18 protein-coding genes and 1 riboswitch are annotated in these 16,998 nt (G+C 68.1%); of the genes, 13 read left to right on the forward strand and 5 right to left on the reverse strand.

Going from position 1 to position 16,998, the window contains the following annotated elements:
- Positions 1–720: 720 nt before the first annotated feature.
- The 6 genes from AB0I03_RS10235 to AB0I03_RS10260 all read left to right on the forward strand — a co-directional run bounded on the left by AB0I03_RS10235 (position 721) and on the right by AB0I03_RS10260 (position 4,956).
- A complete protein-coding gene (locus AB0I03_RS10235) occupies positions 721–1,131 on the forward strand; it encodes a hypothetical protein (protein ID WP_360409580.1) in 411 nt (136 codons plus the stop codon).
- Positions 1,131–2,819 carry an alpha/beta hydrolase gene (locus tag AB0I03_RS10240; protein ID WP_360409583.1) on the forward strand — a complete coding sequence of 563 codons (1,689 nt, stop codon included), beginning with the start codon at positions 1,131–1,133 and terminating at the stop codon, positions 2,817–2,819. Before AB0I03_RS10235 ends, AB0I03_RS10240 begins: the two co-directional genes overlap by 1 nt.
- Before the next feature lie 80 nt (positions 2,820–2,899).
- Positions 2,900–3,493: a hypothetical protein gene (locus AB0I03_RS10245; RefSeq protein WP_360409586.1), complete on the forward strand. Its 594-nt coding sequence runs from the start codon at positions 2,900–2,902 to the stop codon at positions 3,491–3,493.
- A gap of 7 nt (positions 3,494–3,500) precedes the next feature.
- Complete coding sequence (locus AB0I03_RS10250) at positions 3,501–3,632, forward strand: hypothetical protein (RefSeq protein ID WP_360409589.1); 132 nt, start codon at positions 3,501–3,503, stop codon at positions 3,630–3,632.
- Complete coding sequence (locus tag AB0I03_RS10255; RefSeq protein WP_360409592.1) at positions 3,629–4,330, forward strand: hypothetical protein; 702 nt, start codon at positions 3,629–3,631, stop codon at positions 4,328–4,330. Before AB0I03_RS10250 ends, AB0I03_RS10255 begins: the two co-directional genes overlap by 4 nt.
- On the forward strand, positions 4,327–4,956 hold the full coding sequence (locus AB0I03_RS10260) for a hypothetical protein (protein WP_360409595.1): 630 nt from the start codon (positions 4,327–4,329) through the stop codon (positions 4,954–4,956). Before AB0I03_RS10255 ends, AB0I03_RS10260 begins: the two co-directional genes overlap by 4 nt.
- A gap of 38 nt (positions 4,957–4,994) precedes the next feature.
- Here the strand turns inward: AB0I03_RS10260 and AB0I03_RS10265 are convergent, their stop codons facing one another.
- On the reverse strand, positions 4,995–5,732 hold the full coding sequence (locus tag AB0I03_RS10265) for a hypothetical protein (RefSeq protein WP_360409598.1): 738 nt from the start codon (positions 5,730–5,732) through the stop codon (positions 4,995–4,997).
- A gap of 70 nt (positions 5,733–5,802) precedes the next feature.
- Positions 5,803–6,543, reverse strand: a complete 741-nt coding sequence (locus AB0I03_RS10270; RefSeq protein ID WP_360409601.1) for an SDR family NAD(P)-dependent oxidoreductase — start codon at positions 6,541–6,543, stop codon at positions 5,803–5,805.
- A 91-nt stretch (positions 6,544–6,634) separates the two neighbouring features.
- Positions 6,635–6,839: riboswitch (cobalamin riboswitch) on the forward strand.
- Positions 6,840–6,879: 40 nt separating this feature from the next.
- Here AB0I03_RS10270 and metE point away from each other — a divergent pair.
- From metE to rimI, 6 genes are all read left to right on the forward strand, one after another.
- On the forward strand, positions 6,880–9,123 hold the full coding sequence (metE, locus tag AB0I03_RS10275; RefSeq protein ID WP_360409604.1) for a 5-methyltetrahydropteroyltriglutamate--homocysteine S-methyltransferase: 2,244 nt from the start codon (positions 6,880–6,882) through the stop codon (positions 9,121–9,123).
- A gap of 142 nt (positions 9,124–9,265) precedes the next feature.
- A complete protein-coding gene (alr, locus tag AB0I03_RS10280; protein WP_360409607.1) occupies positions 9,266–10,453 on the forward strand; it encodes an alanine racemase in 1,188 nt (395 codons plus the stop codon).
- Positions 10,454–10,563: 110 nt separating this feature from the next.
- Positions 10,564–11,766, forward strand: a complete 1,203-nt coding sequence (locus AB0I03_RS10285) for an alpha/beta hydrolase (protein ID WP_360409610.1) — start codon at positions 10,564–10,566, stop codon at positions 11,764–11,766.
- A 76-nt stretch (positions 11,767–11,842) separates the two neighbouring features.
- The gene (gene tsaE, locus AB0I03_RS10290) at positions 11,843–12,319 is read left to right on the forward strand and encodes a tRNA (adenosine(37)-N6)-threonylcarbamoyltransferase complex ATPase subunit type 1 TsaE (RefSeq protein WP_360409613.1); all 477 of its coding nucleotides are present in this window, start codon (positions 11,843–11,845) and stop codon (positions 12,317–12,319) included.
- Positions 12,316–12,966 (forward strand): tRNA (adenosine(37)-N6)-threonylcarbamoyltransferase complex dimerization subunit type 1 TsaB, encoded by a 651-nt coding sequence (gene tsaB, locus AB0I03_RS10295; protein WP_360409616.1) that lies wholly within the window; start codon positions 12,316–12,318, stop codon positions 12,964–12,966. Before tsaE ends, tsaB begins: the two co-directional genes overlap by 4 nt.
- A gap of 27 nt (positions 12,967–12,993) precedes the next feature.
- Complete coding sequence (gene rimI / locus AB0I03_RS10300) at positions 12,994–13,452, forward strand: ribosomal protein S18-alanine N-acetyltransferase (RefSeq protein ID WP_360409619.1); 459 nt, start codon at positions 12,994–12,996, stop codon at positions 13,450–13,452.
- Positions 13,453–13,543: 91 nt separating this feature from the next.
- On the opposite strand, the gene AB0I03_RS10305 is transcribed toward rimI, so the two are convergent.
- A complete protein-coding gene (locus AB0I03_RS10305; protein ID WP_360409622.1) occupies positions 13,544–14,701 on the reverse strand; it encodes a transposase in 1,158 nt (385 codons plus the stop codon).
- A gap of 165 nt (positions 14,702–14,866) precedes the next feature.
- Here AB0I03_RS10305 and tsaD point away from each other — a divergent pair, with 165 nt between their 5' ends.
- A complete protein-coding gene (tsaD, locus tag AB0I03_RS10310) occupies positions 14,867–15,925 on the forward strand; it encodes a tRNA (adenosine(37)-N6)-threonylcarbamoyltransferase complex transferase subunit TsaD (RefSeq protein WP_360409625.1) in 1,059 nt (352 codons plus the stop codon).
- Positions 15,926–15,965: 40 nt separating this feature from the next.
- On the opposite strand, the gene AB0I03_RS10315 is transcribed toward tsaD, so the two are convergent.
- The gene (locus AB0I03_RS10315) at positions 15,966–16,367 is read right to left on the reverse strand and encodes a hypothetical protein (RefSeq protein WP_360409628.1); all 402 of its coding nucleotides are present in this window, start codon (positions 16,365–16,367) and stop codon (positions 15,966–15,968) included.
- Positions 16,368–16,582: 215 nt separating this feature from the next.
- On the reverse strand, positions 16,583–16,996 hold the full coding sequence (locus AB0I03_RS10320) for a DUF6463 family protein (protein ID WP_360409631.1): 414 nt from the start codon (positions 16,994–16,996) through the stop codon (positions 16,583–16,585).
- Positions 16,997–16,998 lie beyond the last annotated feature (2 nt).

A 16,998-nucleotide genomic window follows, 5' to 3' on the forward strand; every position in this document is an offset into this window, starting at 1 on the left:
TCTGCATCGAGATGATGCGATGAGGGATGGTGGGAGCGATCGCATTCACGAATGTAGTGTTCCGGCCACGACATGTCAACAAGCCTGAACTTAAATATCCCGATGCCTTGAGAACACAATGGACATATATTCTGTAAACCTCCATAGGTCTCTGCAGTCCACTCTCACCACTCTGCACATCACGGCTGAAGCGCGCGGTCCGGAGCGCGGCTGCGCTCCGGACCGCACGCAAAGACGCACCTCAGCAGGGCAATCGCCCCGGTCCTGCCTCACAGATCACGGCCCGGCCGCTCCCACTCACCCATCGCATTCCCGGGTGCTGCCGTCCCACACGCCTGCCACTCTGTCCACAATCACCTCACGAGCCGCTTGAGCACCGGCTCGAATCGGAGCAGGCGCCCCTCCACCCAGGCGGCGACGATGAACTGCAATCGGTTCATAACACCGCCACCTCCCCGAACGCCCGGTGCGCATCGAACGCCCGCTCCCACCGGCCGATGTAAGGCGACACACGTGCCTGCATCCCTTCAGCCGCAGCCGCACCGTGCCAGCGCATCGAGTGATCCGCGTACCCCAGGTGACCCACCAAGTCGGTACAGTGAGCGACGGTCCCAAATACCTCCTTTCCCCACGGAGAAGACAAATGACACCGCATCCCTGGTCGTGCCCGCTTCCTTGTCCGGCAACTAACGTCCGCGTCATCGAAGTGAAGCGGCTGCAATGAGCAGCGGCTTCAACCTCGACCCCGACGAAGTCGACAAGGTCGCGACCAACATCTTCGCCCTGTCCGAGGATCTTTACGGATCCATGAAGAAAGTCGTCGACAGCGCCGACGGCTTGAGCGGCGCGGTCGATACCGCCGCGTTTATCGGTGTGTCCGAGGTGATTGAGGCCGTGAGCAAGTGGAATGACGAGCTGGTCCCGAAGCACCGCTTCGAGATCGAGGAGTTCGCCGGCTATCTGGTCGTCGCTGTGCGAGACACGGTGGAACTGGACGGCTACGTGTCCTCCGCCTTCGACGCCTATGCGGCAGAGTTCCCCCGCACCGAGGGCGTCCCGGCCCCTGAGCTTCCCGCTCGCGATCCGGCCGACGCGGTGCCTTCAGCGCACGGCCCCGACATCGCGGTGTGATGCCGATGCCGATTTCATATCAAGCCCTCATCGAAGCCGACATCGATGCGCTGCAAGCGGTTGGCGAAGCCTGGCTCCAGGTCTCGAAGGACTTGGAAGAGCACCTGGCGACGCTCGACGACTACCGCACCGGCGACCTTAAAGCAGACAACTGGGACGGCGACTCAGCTGAAGCGGGCCGCACCCGAATCAAGGAGTTCGCCGCCGACCTCGACGAACGAGCCGCCCAAGCCCGCCGCGTGGCAGCCGCCGTCGAAGACGCCTGTTCCGGATTCCGCACCAGCCAGAACGGTATGACCATGCTGGCAGGGATGATCGACAAGGAGCAAGCAAGTCTCAGTGCTGACGGCACGGTCGTGCCCAACACGGCGAAGGGCACAGCCGCAGTCGATTACGCCTCTGGTATGCAGTCACAGGTCAATGCGCACCTTGAGGATGCGACTGCAGCGGACGAGGCGTTGAAGGCTGCCGTCGCACTGTATGCGGAGACGCTAAGCACCGCCGAGGAAGCCGTGCTTGACCAGCTCGCAGCCGAAGAGGTCGGGGCGCTGCAGGACCTTATCGACGACGGCGCCTCCCCCGAAGAAGTCAACGAGTGGTGGAACTCGTTGAGCGGCGAAGAGCAGATCGCAATGCTCGAAAACCACCCCGAACTGTTGGGCGGCCTCGACGGTGTCCCCACCGACACCCGTGACTACGCGAACAGGGAACTGCTCGAAGCCGAGCTTGACCGCTTCAGCCCAACGCTCGACGCGGATATCGTCGCGCTGCAGGCTGAGATCGATCAGTTCAACGACGGAGCGAAATTCCTCAACAGCTCGTACGACGCAATGACCGATGAGCTCGAACGGCTCGAAGCCGAACGCGACCGCCGCGACGGACTGAACAGCCTTCAGGACGCGATCAGAGAGCAGGCCGCTACCGGGCAGGACTTCTATCTGCTGGGCTATGACTCCGCTGGCGACGGCAAAGCGATCGTCTCCGTCGGCAACCCCGACACTGCAGACAACACCGCCGTCTACGTTCCCGGAACAGGAGCCGATTTGAGCGGTGCGAGCGGCGGTCTGCTGGACCGCGCCGAGACCATGGCCCTGGACGCCGGCGATATTCCTGGGAGCGGAGAGACGGCCGTCGTGATGTGGCTGGGCTACGACGCACCCGACAACCCCGCCCTGGACTCCCCTCGCATGTCCTACGCCGAGGATGCCTCGGCACCGCTGTCTTCGTTCATGAGCGGCCTGGAATCCACCAACGCCGATCCCGATGGCACGAATACGACGGTGGTGGGACATTCGTATGGGACGACGGTTATCGGCCAATCAGCCAGTGAACACGGCCTCGCAACCGACAACATCGTCGCCGTGGCCAGCCCCGGTATGGTCGTGGAGAATGCCAGTGAACTCGGCATCGACCCGGACAATTTCTACGCGACCGTCGCACCGGGCGACATGATCAACCCCGTTGCCGAGACCGGCGCGCTGGGGCCTGACCCGACTGATGGCGGCGTCAACTTCGACATCGGAGCGGGAACTTTCGTGGATTGGCATGGTTTTGGAGGGAACACCTTCACCAGCGACAACATGGAGGGCAATGCCAAAGAAATCCACAGCAACTACTGGGACGAAGGCAATCCTGCCAGAGAAAACTTGGCGCTCATCTTCACCGGGAACGGGGACCAGGCCTCATGAAAATTCGAAATCCTTGGCACAAAATCGTCGTCGCAGGTGTCGCCGCCTTGACTGCACTCACTATCGGAGGATGCTCGTCTATGTCGTCAGACCTTCCCGAACTTGAGTTCAATCTCGATGAGGCTTTCCTTCGGATGGACGAAGCCATCGGCGAGACCATCGCGAGGTTGCCGGATTTCCCTGGCTTCTATGAACGCCGCACCCTGCAGCTCAAGTGTGCGGAGGAAGGACGCGAGTCCTACGAGATCAGTTACACGCTCCCTGAAGCGACGATCGGCTCTGAACTGGTGACCATGGACTATTTCGAGGTCCTCAAGGAGCACTGGCCAGCGATTGGCTACGAAATCCATGCAGAAAGGAAGTACCCCGACGGAAATCCGAAGGCTCTGGAAGCCACTCGGTCTGACGGTGTCAACGTCTGGTACTCCAACATGCTCGGTCAGATCGTGATTCACGCCCAGGTTGCATGCGTCCGAGCTGAAGGCAGCCCTGTGTGCGGGCCGCCGCTCGGAGGAGTCCTGCCGGAGAACGACAACCACAAGCACTGCCAGCTGGTCACTCCAGAGGAGACGGAAAGCGCTGACGCGATCGCGCCGTTCAAGGACGGCCAGGCAATGCTGCGCCCCTTCGAGCAGCCGGGACGCGAGCCCGAGGGTTTTGATGGCCAGCTTTGAGCGGTCGATGTACGACCACATTCTCCACATCTTCACCGACGACAACCGCTCGGTCTTCCTCATGGACATCGTCCACCCCGATGACCCCGCTCTGCGAACCGAGATTGACGCCGCCACCGCGAGCGTGACCCTGCTATGAAGGCATTGCTCCGATGCATTGCGTTGGTGCCCTTGGCGTTCGTGTCCGGCGTTGCCTGCGCAACAGAGCCGGAGCTCGACGACGACTACGCGACCTACGAAGTGTCGTCGGACCCCATCCCCCTGACCCCGATTCCGGGGGCCGACATCACCGCATGGACCGAGGCGATCGAGGGGCTCGGCATCGGGGAATGGTCGAGTTCGGGAGACCTCATCATGGACGCCTATGAGCCGGCTCGGGCTGAACCGGCCGAAGATCCCCGCGTCGATGAAGACCGGTTCTCATGGACACTGCAAGGAACGGCCTCCTCCGAAACCGCAGACCTCATCTTTACGGCCAAGGCGGTCACCGATCCCGACGGCGGCGTGTTGAGCATGTACTGCGAGGTCGCTTCCGATGTCTACGCGGCGGACGCGCCTGGAGGACCGGTCTTGTTCCCGTTCAACGAGATCCGAGACCTGCTGCAGGGTTGCATGTCCGGGTCGGGAGGCAGCTCGATCGGTTCAGGTGCACTGTCGACTTGGATAGATGAGCAGATGAACGCCGCCGAAGCCGCGTACGTCACCGCTGAGGGCGGCCGCTTCCAATCCTCGAACATGGTCGACGCCGCGAACTCCCTGGTGTGGTTCGACAGCACCGACCGTCAAACGTCCGTGTCGATCTTCGTCGATCCGCGCGCCGACGCAGGGGATTCATGACCGATCAGGATGCGCCGCTCGCCCAGAGGCCGGCTCGTTGGCCCGTCTACGTGGTCGTGAGCGTATTGGTATTGGTGAGCGGATGCTGCGGCGCGTACCGCTGGTTCATCTACGACATCGAAGAACGACCGCCCATGCTCACCGCCGAATATGAATCGGACAAAGCGCTCCTCGTCGCCGAGGATCTGGCAGGCCGACTCATTTCCGATCTTCCAGTGGACGACAACGGCTTTTCGGCGTTCGACAGCCGGTCATGGGCCACCGAAACCTGCACTTCGGGTTGGGACGGGCACCTTGTCTGGAACGGCTTCGTGTCGGTTTCGGTCAGCTACGACCACGACATCAACGATGACGACCTGGCCCGGCGGGTCGAAGACGCCCAGATCATCGCGGACGAGCTTGAGAGCCTGGGCTTGGAACCGACCCAGGAGCAGCACGGGCAAGGGGTCGTCTCGGTCCGCGCTGACCGCGACGACGGCCTTTCGATCCTGTACACCTCGGACGGTGGCCTGCGCATCGCCACAGACTGCGTCGTCCAGGGCAGCGAAGCCGTCTACACGCCGCCGCACGTGAGGATCTCGCCGGCGGACGACCACCAGGACCTCGAATGGCCCCGGTCCGAGTGAGTGCCGCTGCGGTGCTTGGGGCCCAGTCCCGCGGAGGGCTAGGAGAGACTCGCTTCGCAAAGGATCACATAGTGGTCGGGATCGATGTCGCCTGAAGCCAGCAGGTTGGCGGCGAGCTGGCGGCATTGCGCCCGGAACCGGGCGTCGGGATGAGCGGCGGCGCGTTCGGCGGCAAGCCGACAGGTCAATGAGGCATCGACGACCGCGATCGGCCAGCCGTGCGTGCGCACCTGGTCGGCGAACCAGACGTTGAACTTCCTGACCGTCTCCCTGGCTTGGAGGAGGTGCCCGCAGGCACCGGTTTGGACAGGTTGGGCACAACACGGGCGACCGCTCACGGCAGCGGCGGTCAGACCGCTCAGGGCGCGGGCGACCGACCCGTACCGGGCAGGGTCGGTCTCACCTGGAAGTTGGAACGGACGCTCTTGGAACAAGATCGCGAGCTCGAGCGCGTAGGCCACCGGCCGGGCGTCCGCGCGTCGTGACCCGCGACCGCTTCTGCGGATACGAGCGGCTGAGACTGAACGGTGGGTCTCGGTGCGCAGCGTTTCCCAAGAGCCGATGAGCTCCCAGCCCCAGTCGCTCACCGGCTCGCCCATGCGGACGACGGTGCCTAGCCGAGGCGCGTCAACGGGCTCGTGGAGGAATTCACCGTCGAGCGGATCGGGGACCGCAGCGATCCCGATGGTGAAACTGGCGTCGAGGTCGGCCGGGCTGCGGTCGAAACGGTGGTCCAGTACCGCCCACGCCCAGTCGGGGATCTCCGCGCTCTGCATCGTGCGTGCCCTTCTCGCGGCGAGAACACGGCCCGGCGGTGCAACGCCCGGGCCGATTCATGTTGTGCTGCTATTGGTTGCGGCGGTGGACCTGTTGGGCTCCGGTTTGGTCGCGGGGCATGATCGTGATCTGGTCGACGTTGACGTGGGCGGGGCGGGTGGCGACCCAGGTGATGGTTTCGGCGATGTCGTCGGCGGTGAGGGGGGTCATGCCGGCGTAGACGGCGTCGGCGCGTTCCTTGTCGCCTTCGAAGCGCACCAGGCTGAACTCGGTCTCGACCATGCCCGGGTCGATCTCGCAGACGCGGACCGGTTGGCCGAGGAGCTCGAGGCGGAGGACGCGGGTGACGGCCGCTTCGGCGTGCTTGGCCGCGTTGTAGCCACCTCCGCCCGGGTACGGCTGGTGGGCGGCGATCGAGCCGATCACGACGACTTGGCCGTTGCCGGAATCGATCAGCTTCGGCAGAAGCGCCTTGGTGATCCGGATGGTGCCGAGGACGTTCACGTCGTACATCCGCTGCCACAGTTCGAGGTCTGCCGTGGCGATCGATTCGAGGCCGAGGGCCCCGCCTGCGTTGTTCACCAGCAGGTCGCAGCGTTCGACCTGCTCGGCGAAGGACGAGACCGAGGCTTCGTCAGTGACGTCGAGCACGATCGCCCGGCCCCCGCACTCCGCTGCGACCTCGGCGAGCCGGTCGGCCCGTCGGGCGCCCAGGACGACGTCGAACCCGGCCTTGGCGAGGGCTTTCGCGGCGGCGGCCCCGATGCCGCTGCTGGCTCCCGTGACTACTGCTACAGGTCTGGTGCTCATGGGGCCCGAGCCTACCCATTCGGGGCAGGAACCGCGCCACGCTCGTCCCACAGTGCGGCCTCGTTCGGAGCACAAGTCGGTGCGCGGCCGTACCATCGGTTCCGACGCTGGTTCCGGAGCGGTGCACACCGCCCCGGCTAAGAGGGAATCTGGTGCGAATCCAGGGCTGCCCCGCAGCGGTGAGAGGGAACGAAACCCGCCATGAGCACTGGGCCCCATCAGGTCTGGGAAGCGGCGGGGACTAGGAGTACAAGCGCCCTCGAGTCCGAATACCTGCCCGCGTACCGCGCGCGACCGCGCGCGGTCCCGTTGTCGCAAGTTCGAGGGAACTGACACATGAACACAACTGCCAGCGTGCCCGCGAAACCGCAGGCCACCGCACTCGGCTACCCGCGCATCGGACCGAAGCGCGAGCTCAAGCGCGCGCTCGAGGCCTACTGGTCCGGGCGGCTCGACGCCGCCGGGCTCGAGGCCGCCGCCGCCTCCGTCCGCTCCGGGATGCTCGACGACCTCGCCGTGCTCGACACGGTCCCCACCGGGACGTTCTCGCTCTACGACCACGTGCTCGACGCGATCGTGGCGGTGGACGCGCTCGCGCCGCGCCACCGTCGTGAGGGCGAGCTCGCCTCGTACTTCGCGGCCGCGCGGGGTGATGCCGCGGCCGTGCCGCTCGAGATGACCAAATGGTTCGACACGAACTACCACTACCTGGTGCCGGAGATCGGGCCCCAGACCGCGTTCACGGCCAAGCCCGAGAAGGCAGTGGCCGAATTCCTTGAAGCAAAGGGGCGCGGCCTGGACGCCCGCCCGGTGCTGCTCGGCCCGGTCTCGTTCCTGCTGCTCGCCAAGCCGAGCGAGGACGCGCCCGCCGGTTTCGCGGCGTTCGACCGGCTCGACGACCTCGTCGAGGTGTACGTCGAACTCCTTGCGGCCCTGCGCGACGCGGGGGCCGAGGTCGTCCAGCTCGATGAGCCGGCGCTCTGCGCCGACCGGTCCGAGAGCGAACTCGCGGCCGTCAGCGCCACGTACCAGCGGCTCACCTCCGACACAGCGATCGTCGTCGCGGGAGGCTACGGGCCGTTCGGGGAGGCGCTGCCGGTGCTGCTGGACGCGGGCACGGCAGGTGTCGCGCTGGACCTCGTGTGTGGCCGCAGTGACCTGGAAACTCTTGAGGCACTGGATGTTTCACGTGAAACATATTTGCTCGCGGGAGTCGTCGACGGCCGCAACATCTGGCGCACCGACCTCGCCCAGGCCGGTGCCGACATTGCACGGCTGCAACGCATCAGCGACCGCGTCGGGGTCTCCTCCTCGTCGTCGCTGCTGCACGTCCCGGTCGACCTGGACGCCGAGACCGACCTTCCGGAGGCGCTGACCGAACGTCTCGCGTTCGCACGTCAGAAGCTCCGCGAGATCACCACGCTTGCGGATCCGGCGGGTTCGCGTGCGGCGCGGCCCCAGGCTCCGAATGCCTGGCGCGATGACTCGGTGCGCGCGCGGCTCGCCGCGCTCGAACCCGATGCCGACCGGCGCGTTCCCTACAGCGAACGCCAAGCGGCCCAAGCTGAACGCCTGCCGCTCCCGCTGCTGCCGACCACGACCATAGGCTCGTTCCCGCAGACCGCCGAGCTGCGCAACGCCCGCGCCGCGCACCGCCGCGGCCTGATGATCGACGCCGATTACAAGGCCCGCATGAAGGCCGAGGTCGCCGCCGTCATCGCCGAGCAGGAGAAGCTCGGACTGGACGTGCTCGTCCACGGCGAGCCGGAACGCAACGACATGGTGCAGTACTTCGCGGAGCAGCTCACAGGCTTCGCGACCACCGCCGCGGGCTGGGTCCAGTCCTACGGTTCGCGCTGCGTCCGACCGCCGGTGCTCTACGGGGACGTCACGCGGACGGCCCCGATGACCGTCGAGTGGACCTCGTACGCCCAATCGCTCACCGAGAAGCCCGTCAAGGGCATGCTCACCGGGCCCGTGACCATCCTGGCCTGGTCGTTCGTGCGCGACGACCAGCCGTTGTCCGAGACGGCCGATCAGGTCGCGCTCGCGCTGCGCGACGAGGTGGCCGACCTCGAAGCGGCCGGGACGATGATCATTCAGGTCGACGAGCCCGCGCTGCGCGAGCTCCTGCCCGTGCGCGCGGCTTCCCGTGCGGCGTACCGGGACTGGGCGACGCGCTCGTTCCGGCTCGCCACTGCGGGCGTGCGTCCGGAGACCGCGATCCACACGCATCTCTGCTACTCGGAGTTCGGCGAGGTCATCGACGCGATCGCCGCGCTGGACGCCGATGTGACCTCGATCGAGGCGTCGCGGTCGAAGATGGAGGTCCTCGCCGACCTCGACCGCGCGAACTACCGCAGCGCGGTCGGGCCGGGCGTGTGGGACATCCACTCGCCGCGCGTGCCGGCCGCCGACGACATGGCCGAAGCGCTGCGCCTCGCGGTCGCGGCGCTCGGCCCGGAGCGGGTGTGGGCGAACCCGGACTGCGGCTTGAAGACCCGCCGCTACGAGGAGGTCCGGCCGTCGCTGGAAGGCCTCGTCGCCGCGGCCCGGACGGTGCGCGAGCAGCTCGCGTAAGGCCCTGCCTCGCCCCGGATCCTATAGGATATATCCTGCAGGATTCGGGGCGAGGCGTAGATCCTATAGGATATATAGTGCACGATTCGGGGCAGAGCGCTGCTGTCCGGGACCCCGGCGGCGGGCACGTACCCTTGCATATGTGGCGATCGACAACTTCCGCGTCCTGACCGAGCCCGAGTTCGGCACCATGTCCGGCCTCGCGAAAGCGAGTGCCGACTGGCGGCGCCTGGCGCACAACGTCGAGGCGCTGGCGGCCGTGGCCGGGGTGCCGATGATGGCGATGGTGAAGGCCGACGGGTATGGGCACGGCATGGTCCCCACCGGGCGGATCGCGATCGAAGCCGGGGCGGCGGCGCTCGGCGTCGTGACCCTCAGGGAGGCATGGCAGCTCAAGCGCCTGCCGGACCTCGCGGACACGACCGTGATGGCGTTCTTCTTCGCCCCCGATCAACCCGGCCTGGCCGAAGTGGTCGGTGCCGGGATCGAGCTCGGGGTGTCCTCGCTGGCGCAGCTCGACGCGGTCGCCGCGGCGGCCGACCGGGCCGGGGTTCCGGCGCGCGTCCACCTCAAGGGCGACACCGGGATGTCCCGCGGCGGCGTGGCCGAGCACGAGTGGGCGTTCGTCGCCGAGGCCGCGGCGAAGCACCAGGCGGCGGGTTCGCTGGTCGTCGTGGGCGCATGGAGCCATATGGCCTGCGCCGACGAGATCGGGCACCCGGCGAACGCCGAGCAGAAGGCGGCGTTCGAGCGGTTCCTCGAAACGGTGGCCGCGTCGGGCCTGGAACCCGAGGTGCGGCACCTCGCGAACTCGGCGGCGCTCATCGCCGACCCTGAGACGCGGTATGACATGGTGCGCCCCGGTATCGCCCTGTACGGCTACAACCCGGTGCCGCAGTTCGCGGTCGACCTGCGGCCGGTGATCGAGGTCCGCTCCGTCGTGATGTCGGTCAAGCGGGTCCCGGCCGGTTCGGGGATCTCCTACGGGCACACGGTGCACCTGGAGCGGGACACGAACGTGGCGCTCGTGCCGCTCGGGTACGCCGACGGCGTCCCGCGGGCCGCTTCCGGCAAGGCCGAGGTGTACCTGGCGGGCAAGCGCCGCCGGGTGCTGGGCCGGATCTGCATGGACCAGTTCATGGTCGACTGCGGCGACGACCCGGTGAAGCCCGGCGAACCGGTGGTGCTCATCGGCGCGGGCGCGCAGCATCCCGACGCGGACGACTGGTCGGCGTGGGCGGGGACGATCCCCAATGACGTGCTGACGGGAATCGGGTCGCGGGTGCCTCGGTTGTGGAACCGGGGCATTGCGCCCCGCGACGGCACCTGAGCACGGAACGCCGTGTCTGCTGCAGTGCGGCGGTGCGACCGGCGACGTGACTCGGTGTTCGGAGGGCTGATGTTCGGAGGGCTTGGTGTTCGAGGGCATTGCGAGGCCGCATGAGTGAGAAGCAGTCCCGTCGGAGGCGCGGCCTGGCGGTCGCCGGCGGCGTGACCGGCGGCGTCGCGTTCGGCGCCGCCCTGGCGTGGGGCATCCCCCGGTACTTGGCACGGCGCACGCGGGCGTCGTCGGTGGACCCGTACGCGCACGAGCCGTTTGAGCTCCCGACGCAGCGCTCGGTGTTCACCGTGGAGTCGCGCGGCGGCGTCCCGATCCACGTGGAGACGGCCGGCCCCGAGAACGCCGACCTGACGGTGGTGTTCGTGCACGGCTACATGCAGGACATGGGGACGTTCTACTTCCAGCGCAAGGCCGTCGCAGAGGCCAACCGGGGCGGCGTGTCGCTGCGGGCGGTCCTGTACGACCAGCCGGGGCACGGCCGGTCCGGCCCGCTGCCCCGTACGGAGTACAGCATCGAGGACCTGGCGGAGGTGCTGCAGGACGTGCTCGCCGCGGTGGCCCCGCGCGGGCCCCTCGTGCTGGTCGGGCATTCCATGGGCGGCATGACGATCCAGGTGTACGCGCGCCTTTATGAGGCCGACTTCCGCGAGCGCGTGAAGGGCGTGGCGTTCTTCTCCAGCAGCGCCGCGGGACTCGACACCGTGGAGACGAAGCCGATGCGCGCGCTGCGGCGGCTGCGGCGCACGGTGCTGCCGATGCTGCAGCAGGTCGCGGGCTGGACGCCGGACCTGATCGACCGGTCGCGGCTGCTCGCCGGCGACCTGGGGTGGCTGCTCACCCGCAAGGCCGCGTTCGGGCACATCGACCCGCCCGCGTCCCTGGTCACCCTGGTCGAGCGGATGAACCGGCGGACCTCGATGCAGAGCATCGTCGGTTACGCGCGCGCTATTCTCGATCACGACGAGACGGCGACGCTGCCGCTGTTCGCGGGGCTTCCGGCGCTGGTCGTGGTCGGTGACGAGGACCTGCTGACGCCGCCGGAGCATTCGCGGCGGCTGGCGGCGGCGCTCGGGGGGTCGCGATTCGCGCTCATAGCCGAGGCGGCTCATTCACCGCAGCTGGAGTACCCTGGTGAGATCTCACAACTCTTGTTGGAGATGATCGACAAAGTCGTGGCTGAGATCGGCCGGGGTTCCGCAGTGTCAGCCGCACCGGAGACGACGCCGCTCGAGCGCGATCCGGGGCGGCACCGCAGGTGGTCGCCGTTCTCCCGCCACCACGGGCCCCGTCTCGAACCGTGACGCGGCCCGAGCAGTAAGACCCGGCGCCGCGCCGACACGACGCGGCCCCACCGACACGCACTTGGAGGAGTGAAACGTGAGGCTCCAGCTCCAGACGGCCGACGACACCCACGAGTTCGGGCTGCGCTTGGCCGCGGTCCTTCGCGCGGGCGACCTCGTGATCCTCACCGGCCCCCTGGGGGCCGGCAAGACCGCCCTCACGCAGGGCGTCGGCGCCGGTCTCGGCGTTGAAGGGCGGGTCACCAGCCCCACCTTCGTGATCGCCCGCTCGCACCGCGCGGGCACTGCGGGCGTCCCGCTGGTGCACGTCGACGCGTACCGCCTGGAGACCCTCGACGAGCTCGACGACCTCGACCTCGACACTGATGTGGACGCGGCGGTCACCGTCGTCGAATGGGGCGCCGGCCTGGCCGAGCGCCTCGCCGAGTCGCACCTGGAGATCGCGATCGAACGGCGGGCCGACGAGGTCCGCGAGGTCGTGCTGCACGGCCGCGGCGGCGACTGGGCCGAGCGCCTGGCTTCGCTGGAGTCCCCCGTGGGCGCGGCCGCATGAGGGTCCTCGCACTCGACACGTCCACTGCCGCAGTGCAGGCCGCGCTCGTCGACCTCGACGACGACGAGCTGTTCCTGACCGCGTTCCGCCGCGAGGTGGACGCACGCGGGCATGTGGAGAAGCTCGCCCCGTTCATCGAAGGCTGCCTGGCCGACGCCGGGCGCACCGTCAAGGACGTCGACGCGGTCGTCTCCGGAGTCGGCCCCGGGCCGTTCACCGGCCTGCGCGTCGGCATGGTCACCGCCGCCGCGTTCGCCGACGGCGCGGGCATCCCCGTCTACGGCGTCTGCTCGCTCGACGGCATCGGCGCCAACACGAGGGGCCGCGCGCTCGCGGCCACGGACGCGCGCCGCAAGGAGATCTACTGGGCCGTCTACGAGGACGGCGTGCGCGAGGGCGAACCGCAGGTGTGCAAACCGAGCGAGCTGCCCGACACCCGCGCCGACTACGCGATCGGCGAGGGCGCGAGCAAGTACGCCGACGAGCTCCCGATGGACGCCGAGGCCACCGCGATCTACCCTGACCTGGTGAAACTCGTCGAACTCGCCGCCCCGCGCCTGCTCGCGGGCGCGCCGAGCGAGCAGCTCACCCCGCTGTACCTGCGCCGCCCGGACGCGCAGCCCGCGAGGCCCGCGCCGTCGGCCTGACCGCGCCGCGTGGTACAGCTTGATGCGATGAACGACTTGCGGATCGACCGGCTGCGCTGGTGGCACCTGCCCGCCGTCGCCGAGATGGAGACGGTGATCTTCGAGGCCGAGGCCTGGAGCGAGGGCCTGCTGTGGACCGAGCTCTCGGCCGGGAACGACTACCGCGCGGTCTTCGACGGCGAGCGGATCCTCGGCTACGCGGGCACCGCGCTCAACGGCGATGAGCTGTGGCTCAACAACATCGCCGTCGCCGCCGAGGCCCGCCGCCGGGGTGTGGCGCGGATGCTCATGGACGATCTCATCGCCAGGGGCCGGGCGCACGGGGTGAAGGCGGTGTACCTGGAGGTCGCCGTCGACAACGTCCCGGCCCAGCGCCTGTACGACGGGTACGGTTTCGTCGGGCTCGGCGTGCGCAAGAACTACTACCAGCACACCGGCACGGATGCCGCGGTGATGAGGATGGACCTGTCAAATTCTCGGCCTTGACATATCGAGCTCGTCGCCCGATCTGCTGAGGCGTTGATTGCAAGTGGAGCACGACTGGCTGTCGTGTTGATCCCCTGCGTCCGGTACGGCGTTAGACCGTACTGGGGCGTTTGACCGCGCCCCGCTGCCACGCGGCTTCGCCTCGGTGGGCGATGTTGCGGGAGCCGTTGAGGTCCGCATGGAGCACGATCCCGCAGGACCGGCACGCGAACCTTGCTTGATCCACCCTGTTCGAGCGGTGGGTGTGCCAGCACTCCGAGCACTGGCGCGAGGTGTTGCGCGGGTCGACGTAGACCAGCGGGACACCTGCCCGTCGTGCCTTGTACTCGACGAAGGCGCCGAGTTGGGCGAAGGCCCAGGAGGAGAGTCGCGCCCGCTGGTCTTTCTTGGCCGTAACCCTCTGCCGGATGCCCTTGAGGTCTTCCAGGGCGATCCCGCGCGAGGTGCGTTCAGCGGTCGCGACGATCTGCTTGGCGATGATGTGGTTGGTGTCGGCCGCGTGCCGGGATTCACGGCGGCGGATCGCCTTCAAGCGGCGCTTGGCGGCCTTCGTCTGCTTCTGCTGCAGCTTGGCCCGCAGGTCGCGCTGCCGTTTGCGGTACCGGTTCAGGCGGCGTCCGGCGAGGATCCGGCCGTCGCTGGTGGTGGCGATGTTGACGATTCCCAGGTCTACGCCGAGGAACTCTTCCGGCTCGAACGTCTCGGGCTCGTCCACCTCAACGGTGGCGATCAGGAAGAACATGCCGTCGCGCATCACCAGGTCGGATTCGCCTTTGCGGGACGCCAACAGTTGCAGCGCTTCGGGCGAGCACACGAAGGGGATGCCCTTCAGCCTGCCCGCCACGGTCCAGATGCTGATGGTTTGTGCGTCGAGGTTCCAGGTCAGGATGCGGTCATCGAAGGGCTGAGCCGCGTTCTCGCGGAAGAGGATCGGCTTGGACTCGGCTCTCGTCCGGCGCTTGGACCCTTCGGGGCCGAGGTTCCCGGCCTTGAGGTTGCCCCTGAGCGTGGCGTAGGCATCGCAGACTTTCTTGACCGTGCGCACCGCCGCCTGCGCTCCGAGATCGAAGTCGGCCTTGACCCGGTGGTAGACCGCATCCTGCAACACGTTGCGCCGCTTCAAACCCTTGGTGAAAGCCACCGCCGAAGCGGCGTTCGCGGCCCGATTGCAGGCACGCAGGGTCGCCGCCAAAGCGTCCGCGTCGTACGCGGAGCTCGGACACAACTTCACCTGCGTTACGATCTTCACGCAAACGAGCCTAGTAGGCTCGAGTGGGACAGGTCGACTCGGGGCGACCGCGGGGGATTCAGGCGAACTACCATCCGTCTGATGGCGAAGCAACGCATCCTGCCTGCTCCCCAGTTGTCCAATTTCCCCCGTCCCATGGGGCGGGGCTCCCTTGGAGAAGATCAGTTGAAGAACGAACCCGTGGTGATGGGCATCGAGACCTCGTGCGACGAGACCGGTGTCGGGATCGTGCGCGGCCACGAGCTGCTGGCGGACGCCGTGGCCTCGTCGGTCGACGAGCACGCCCGCTTCGGCGGGGTCGTGCCCGAGGTCGCCAGCCGGGCGCACCTGGAGGCGATGGTCCCCACCGTGCAGCGGGCCCTGGACGACGCCGGGCTCACCCTGAGCGACCTCGACGGCATCGCCGTCACCGCCGGTCCGGGCCTCGCCGGGGCGCTCATGGTCGGTGTGGGCGCGGCGAAGGCCTACTCGCTCGCCACGGGCGTCCCCCTCTACGGCGTCAACCACTTGAGCGCGCACATCGCGGTCGACACCCTGGAGAACGGCCCGATCCCGGAGCCGGCGATCGGCCTGCTCGTCTCGGGCGGCCACTCCTCGATCATGATGGTCGAGGACCTCGCCGGGAAGGTCACCCAGCTGGGCGCGAGCATCGACGACGCCGCCGGTGAAGCGTTCGACAAGGTCGCGCGCCTGCTCGGCCTGCCCTTCCCCGGCGGGCCCTACATCGACAAGGCCGCCAAGGAGGGCGACCGGGCGTTCGTGCGCTTCCCGCGCGGCCTCACCGCCGCGAAGGACATGGAGCGCCACCGCTACGACTTCTCCTTCTCCGGCTTGAAGACCGCCGTGGCGCGCTGGATCGAGGCCCAGCGGGCGGAGGGCAACAACGTGCCGGTGAACGATGTGGCCGCCGCGTTCCAGGAGGCGGTCTGCGACGTGCTCACCCAGAAGGCGATCCTCGCGGCGAAGGAGCACGGCGTCGACACGATCCTCCTCGGCGGCGGCGTCGCCGCGAACTCGCGCCTGCGCACCCTCGCGGTCGAACGCGCCGAAGACGCCGGCATCACGCTGCGCTACCCGCGCCCGAAGCTGTGCACCGACAACGGCGCGATGGTCGCCGCCCTCGGCTCGCACCTCGTGTCGGCCGGTGTCGCGCCGTCCGTGATCGACTTCCCCGCGAACTCCTCGATGGACGTCGAGGTCGTCAGCCTCGCCAACCGGCTCTAGCGGCCGGGCCGCAGCGGCCCGCCCCCGCACCTTCGCAGGCTCAGAGCGAGGTGATGCGGAGGATCGCGGTTCCCGCCGTGAAGTCGAGCAGCTCCACGATGAGCACGCCCGGCTCGGCCTCGGGGACCGGCGGGCGCTCGTCGCCGACGAACCCGCCGTAGCAGCCGGTCTGGACGCCGTTCTCGGTCAGGAACGCCACGCAGTAGCCGCCGGAGATCCCCGCGGAGGTGGAGCCGCCGCCGCGTTCGGTGGAGATGTCGACGCCATCCTCGATGACGGCCGTGACCTGCAACGTGAAGCCGTCGAGCTCGAGGTCGACCGGTTCGCTCACGGCCACTTCGCAACTGCCGTCGCCGCAGGCGGCGTAATCGGTGCCGTCCGCGGCGGTCGGCTGCTCGGGGGTCGGACTCGGCTCGGGCTCGGTCGCCTCGGCGGTGGTCACTGCGCCGGAGGACTCCGGAGGGGCTCGAGGGTCCCGGTCTCGCCGGCGCAGCCGGCCGCGAGCAGGAGGAGCACAGCGGGGGCGAGGAGCCGCGAGGCGGTTGAGGCGTCCATGGACCCATGCTAAGCGCGGCGGCGCGGGACCGGTCCCTTCGATCGGTCCCCATCATGCGCAAGGAGGTTCGCCGGCTCCGATCGGCGAGAAGGGGGCCGGGCTCACCGGCTCGCCTCGAGCGGGACGGCCGGGCGCTGCTCGCGGTTCGCGCGGCGGACGCCGACGAGGTAGAGAACCGACCCGGCCACGCCCAGCACCCACGGCGAGAGCAGCAGGACCGCCATGTTGACCACGGTCCAGACGAGCAGGATCCAGCCGAGGAACGCGGGCGGGACGAGGCCGCGCCGGAGCGTCCACAGGACCGTGAGGCCGAGGACGAGCAGCGGGACGCCGAAGCTGGCGAGGCTGAACCAGTACGCGGCCATTGCGGCGGTCATGTCGGCGAACCCGCCTTCGGACCGCCACAGTCCGCCGCTGAACCACGAGGCGAAGTGCTTCGCGGCGAACAACCCGAGGCTGAGGGCGGTGTGCACGCCGCCGAGGACGACGAAGAACCATCCGGCCGTTTTGATCATGA

The sequence above is a fragment of the Glycomyces sp. NPDC021274 genome, assembly GCF_040641195.1.
In the GTDB taxonomy this organism is placed as follows: Bacteria; Actinomycetota; Actinomycetes; order Mycobacteriales; family Micromonosporaceae; genus Glycomyces.

Excerpts from the sequence above, each read along its gene's own strand:
- AB0I03_RS10235 (WP_360409580.1), top strand. The coding sequence starts at position 721 with ATGAGCAGCGGCTTCAACCTCGACCCCGACGAAGTCGACAAGGTCGCG.
- AB0I03_RS10240 (WP_360409583.1), top strand. The coding sequence starts at position 1,131 with ATGCCGATGCCGATTTCATATCAAGCCCTCATCGAAGCCGACATCGAT.
- AB0I03_RS10245 (WP_360409586.1), top strand. The coding sequence starts at position 2,900 with ATGTCGTCAGACCTTCCCGAACTTGAGTTCAATCTCGATGAGGCTTTC.
- AB0I03_RS10250 (WP_360409589.1), top strand. The coding sequence starts at position 3,501 with ATGTACGACCACATTCTCCACATCTTCACCGACGACAACCGCTCGGTC.
- AB0I03_RS10255 (WP_360409592.1), top strand. The coding sequence starts at position 3,629 with ATGAAGGCATTGCTCCGATGCATTGCGTTGGTGCCCTTGGCGTTCGTG.
- AB0I03_RS10260 (WP_360409595.1), top strand. The coding sequence starts at position 4,327 with ATGACCGATCAGGATGCGCCGCTCGCCCAGAGGCCGGCTCGTTGGCCC.
- AB0I03_RS10265 (WP_360409598.1), bottom strand. The coding sequence starts at position 5,732 with ATGCAGAGCGCGGAGATCCCCGACTGGGCGTGGGCGGTACTGGACCAC.
- AB0I03_RS10270 (WP_360409601.1), bottom strand. The coding sequence starts at position 6,543 with ATGAGCACCAGACCTGTAGCAGTAGTCACGGGAGCCAGCAGCGGCATC.
- metE (WP_360409604.1), top strand. The coding sequence starts at position 6,880 with ATGAACACAACTGCCAGCGTGCCCGCGAAACCGCAGGCCACCGCACTC.
- AB0I03_RS10285 (WP_360409610.1), top strand. The coding sequence starts at position 10,564 with ATGAGTGAGAAGCAGTCCCGTCGGAGGCGCGGCCTGGCGGTCGCCGGC.
- tsaB (WP_360409616.1), top strand. The coding sequence starts at position 12,316 with ATGAGGGTCCTCGCACTCGACACGTCCACTGCCGCAGTGCAGGCCGCG.
- rimI (WP_360409619.1), top strand. The coding sequence starts at position 12,994 with ATGAACGACTTGCGGATCGACCGGCTGCGCTGGTGGCACCTGCCCGCC.
- AB0I03_RS10320 (WP_360409631.1), bottom strand. The coding sequence starts at position 16,996 with ATGATCAAAACGGCCGGATGGTTCTTCGTCGTCCTCGGCGGCGTGCAC.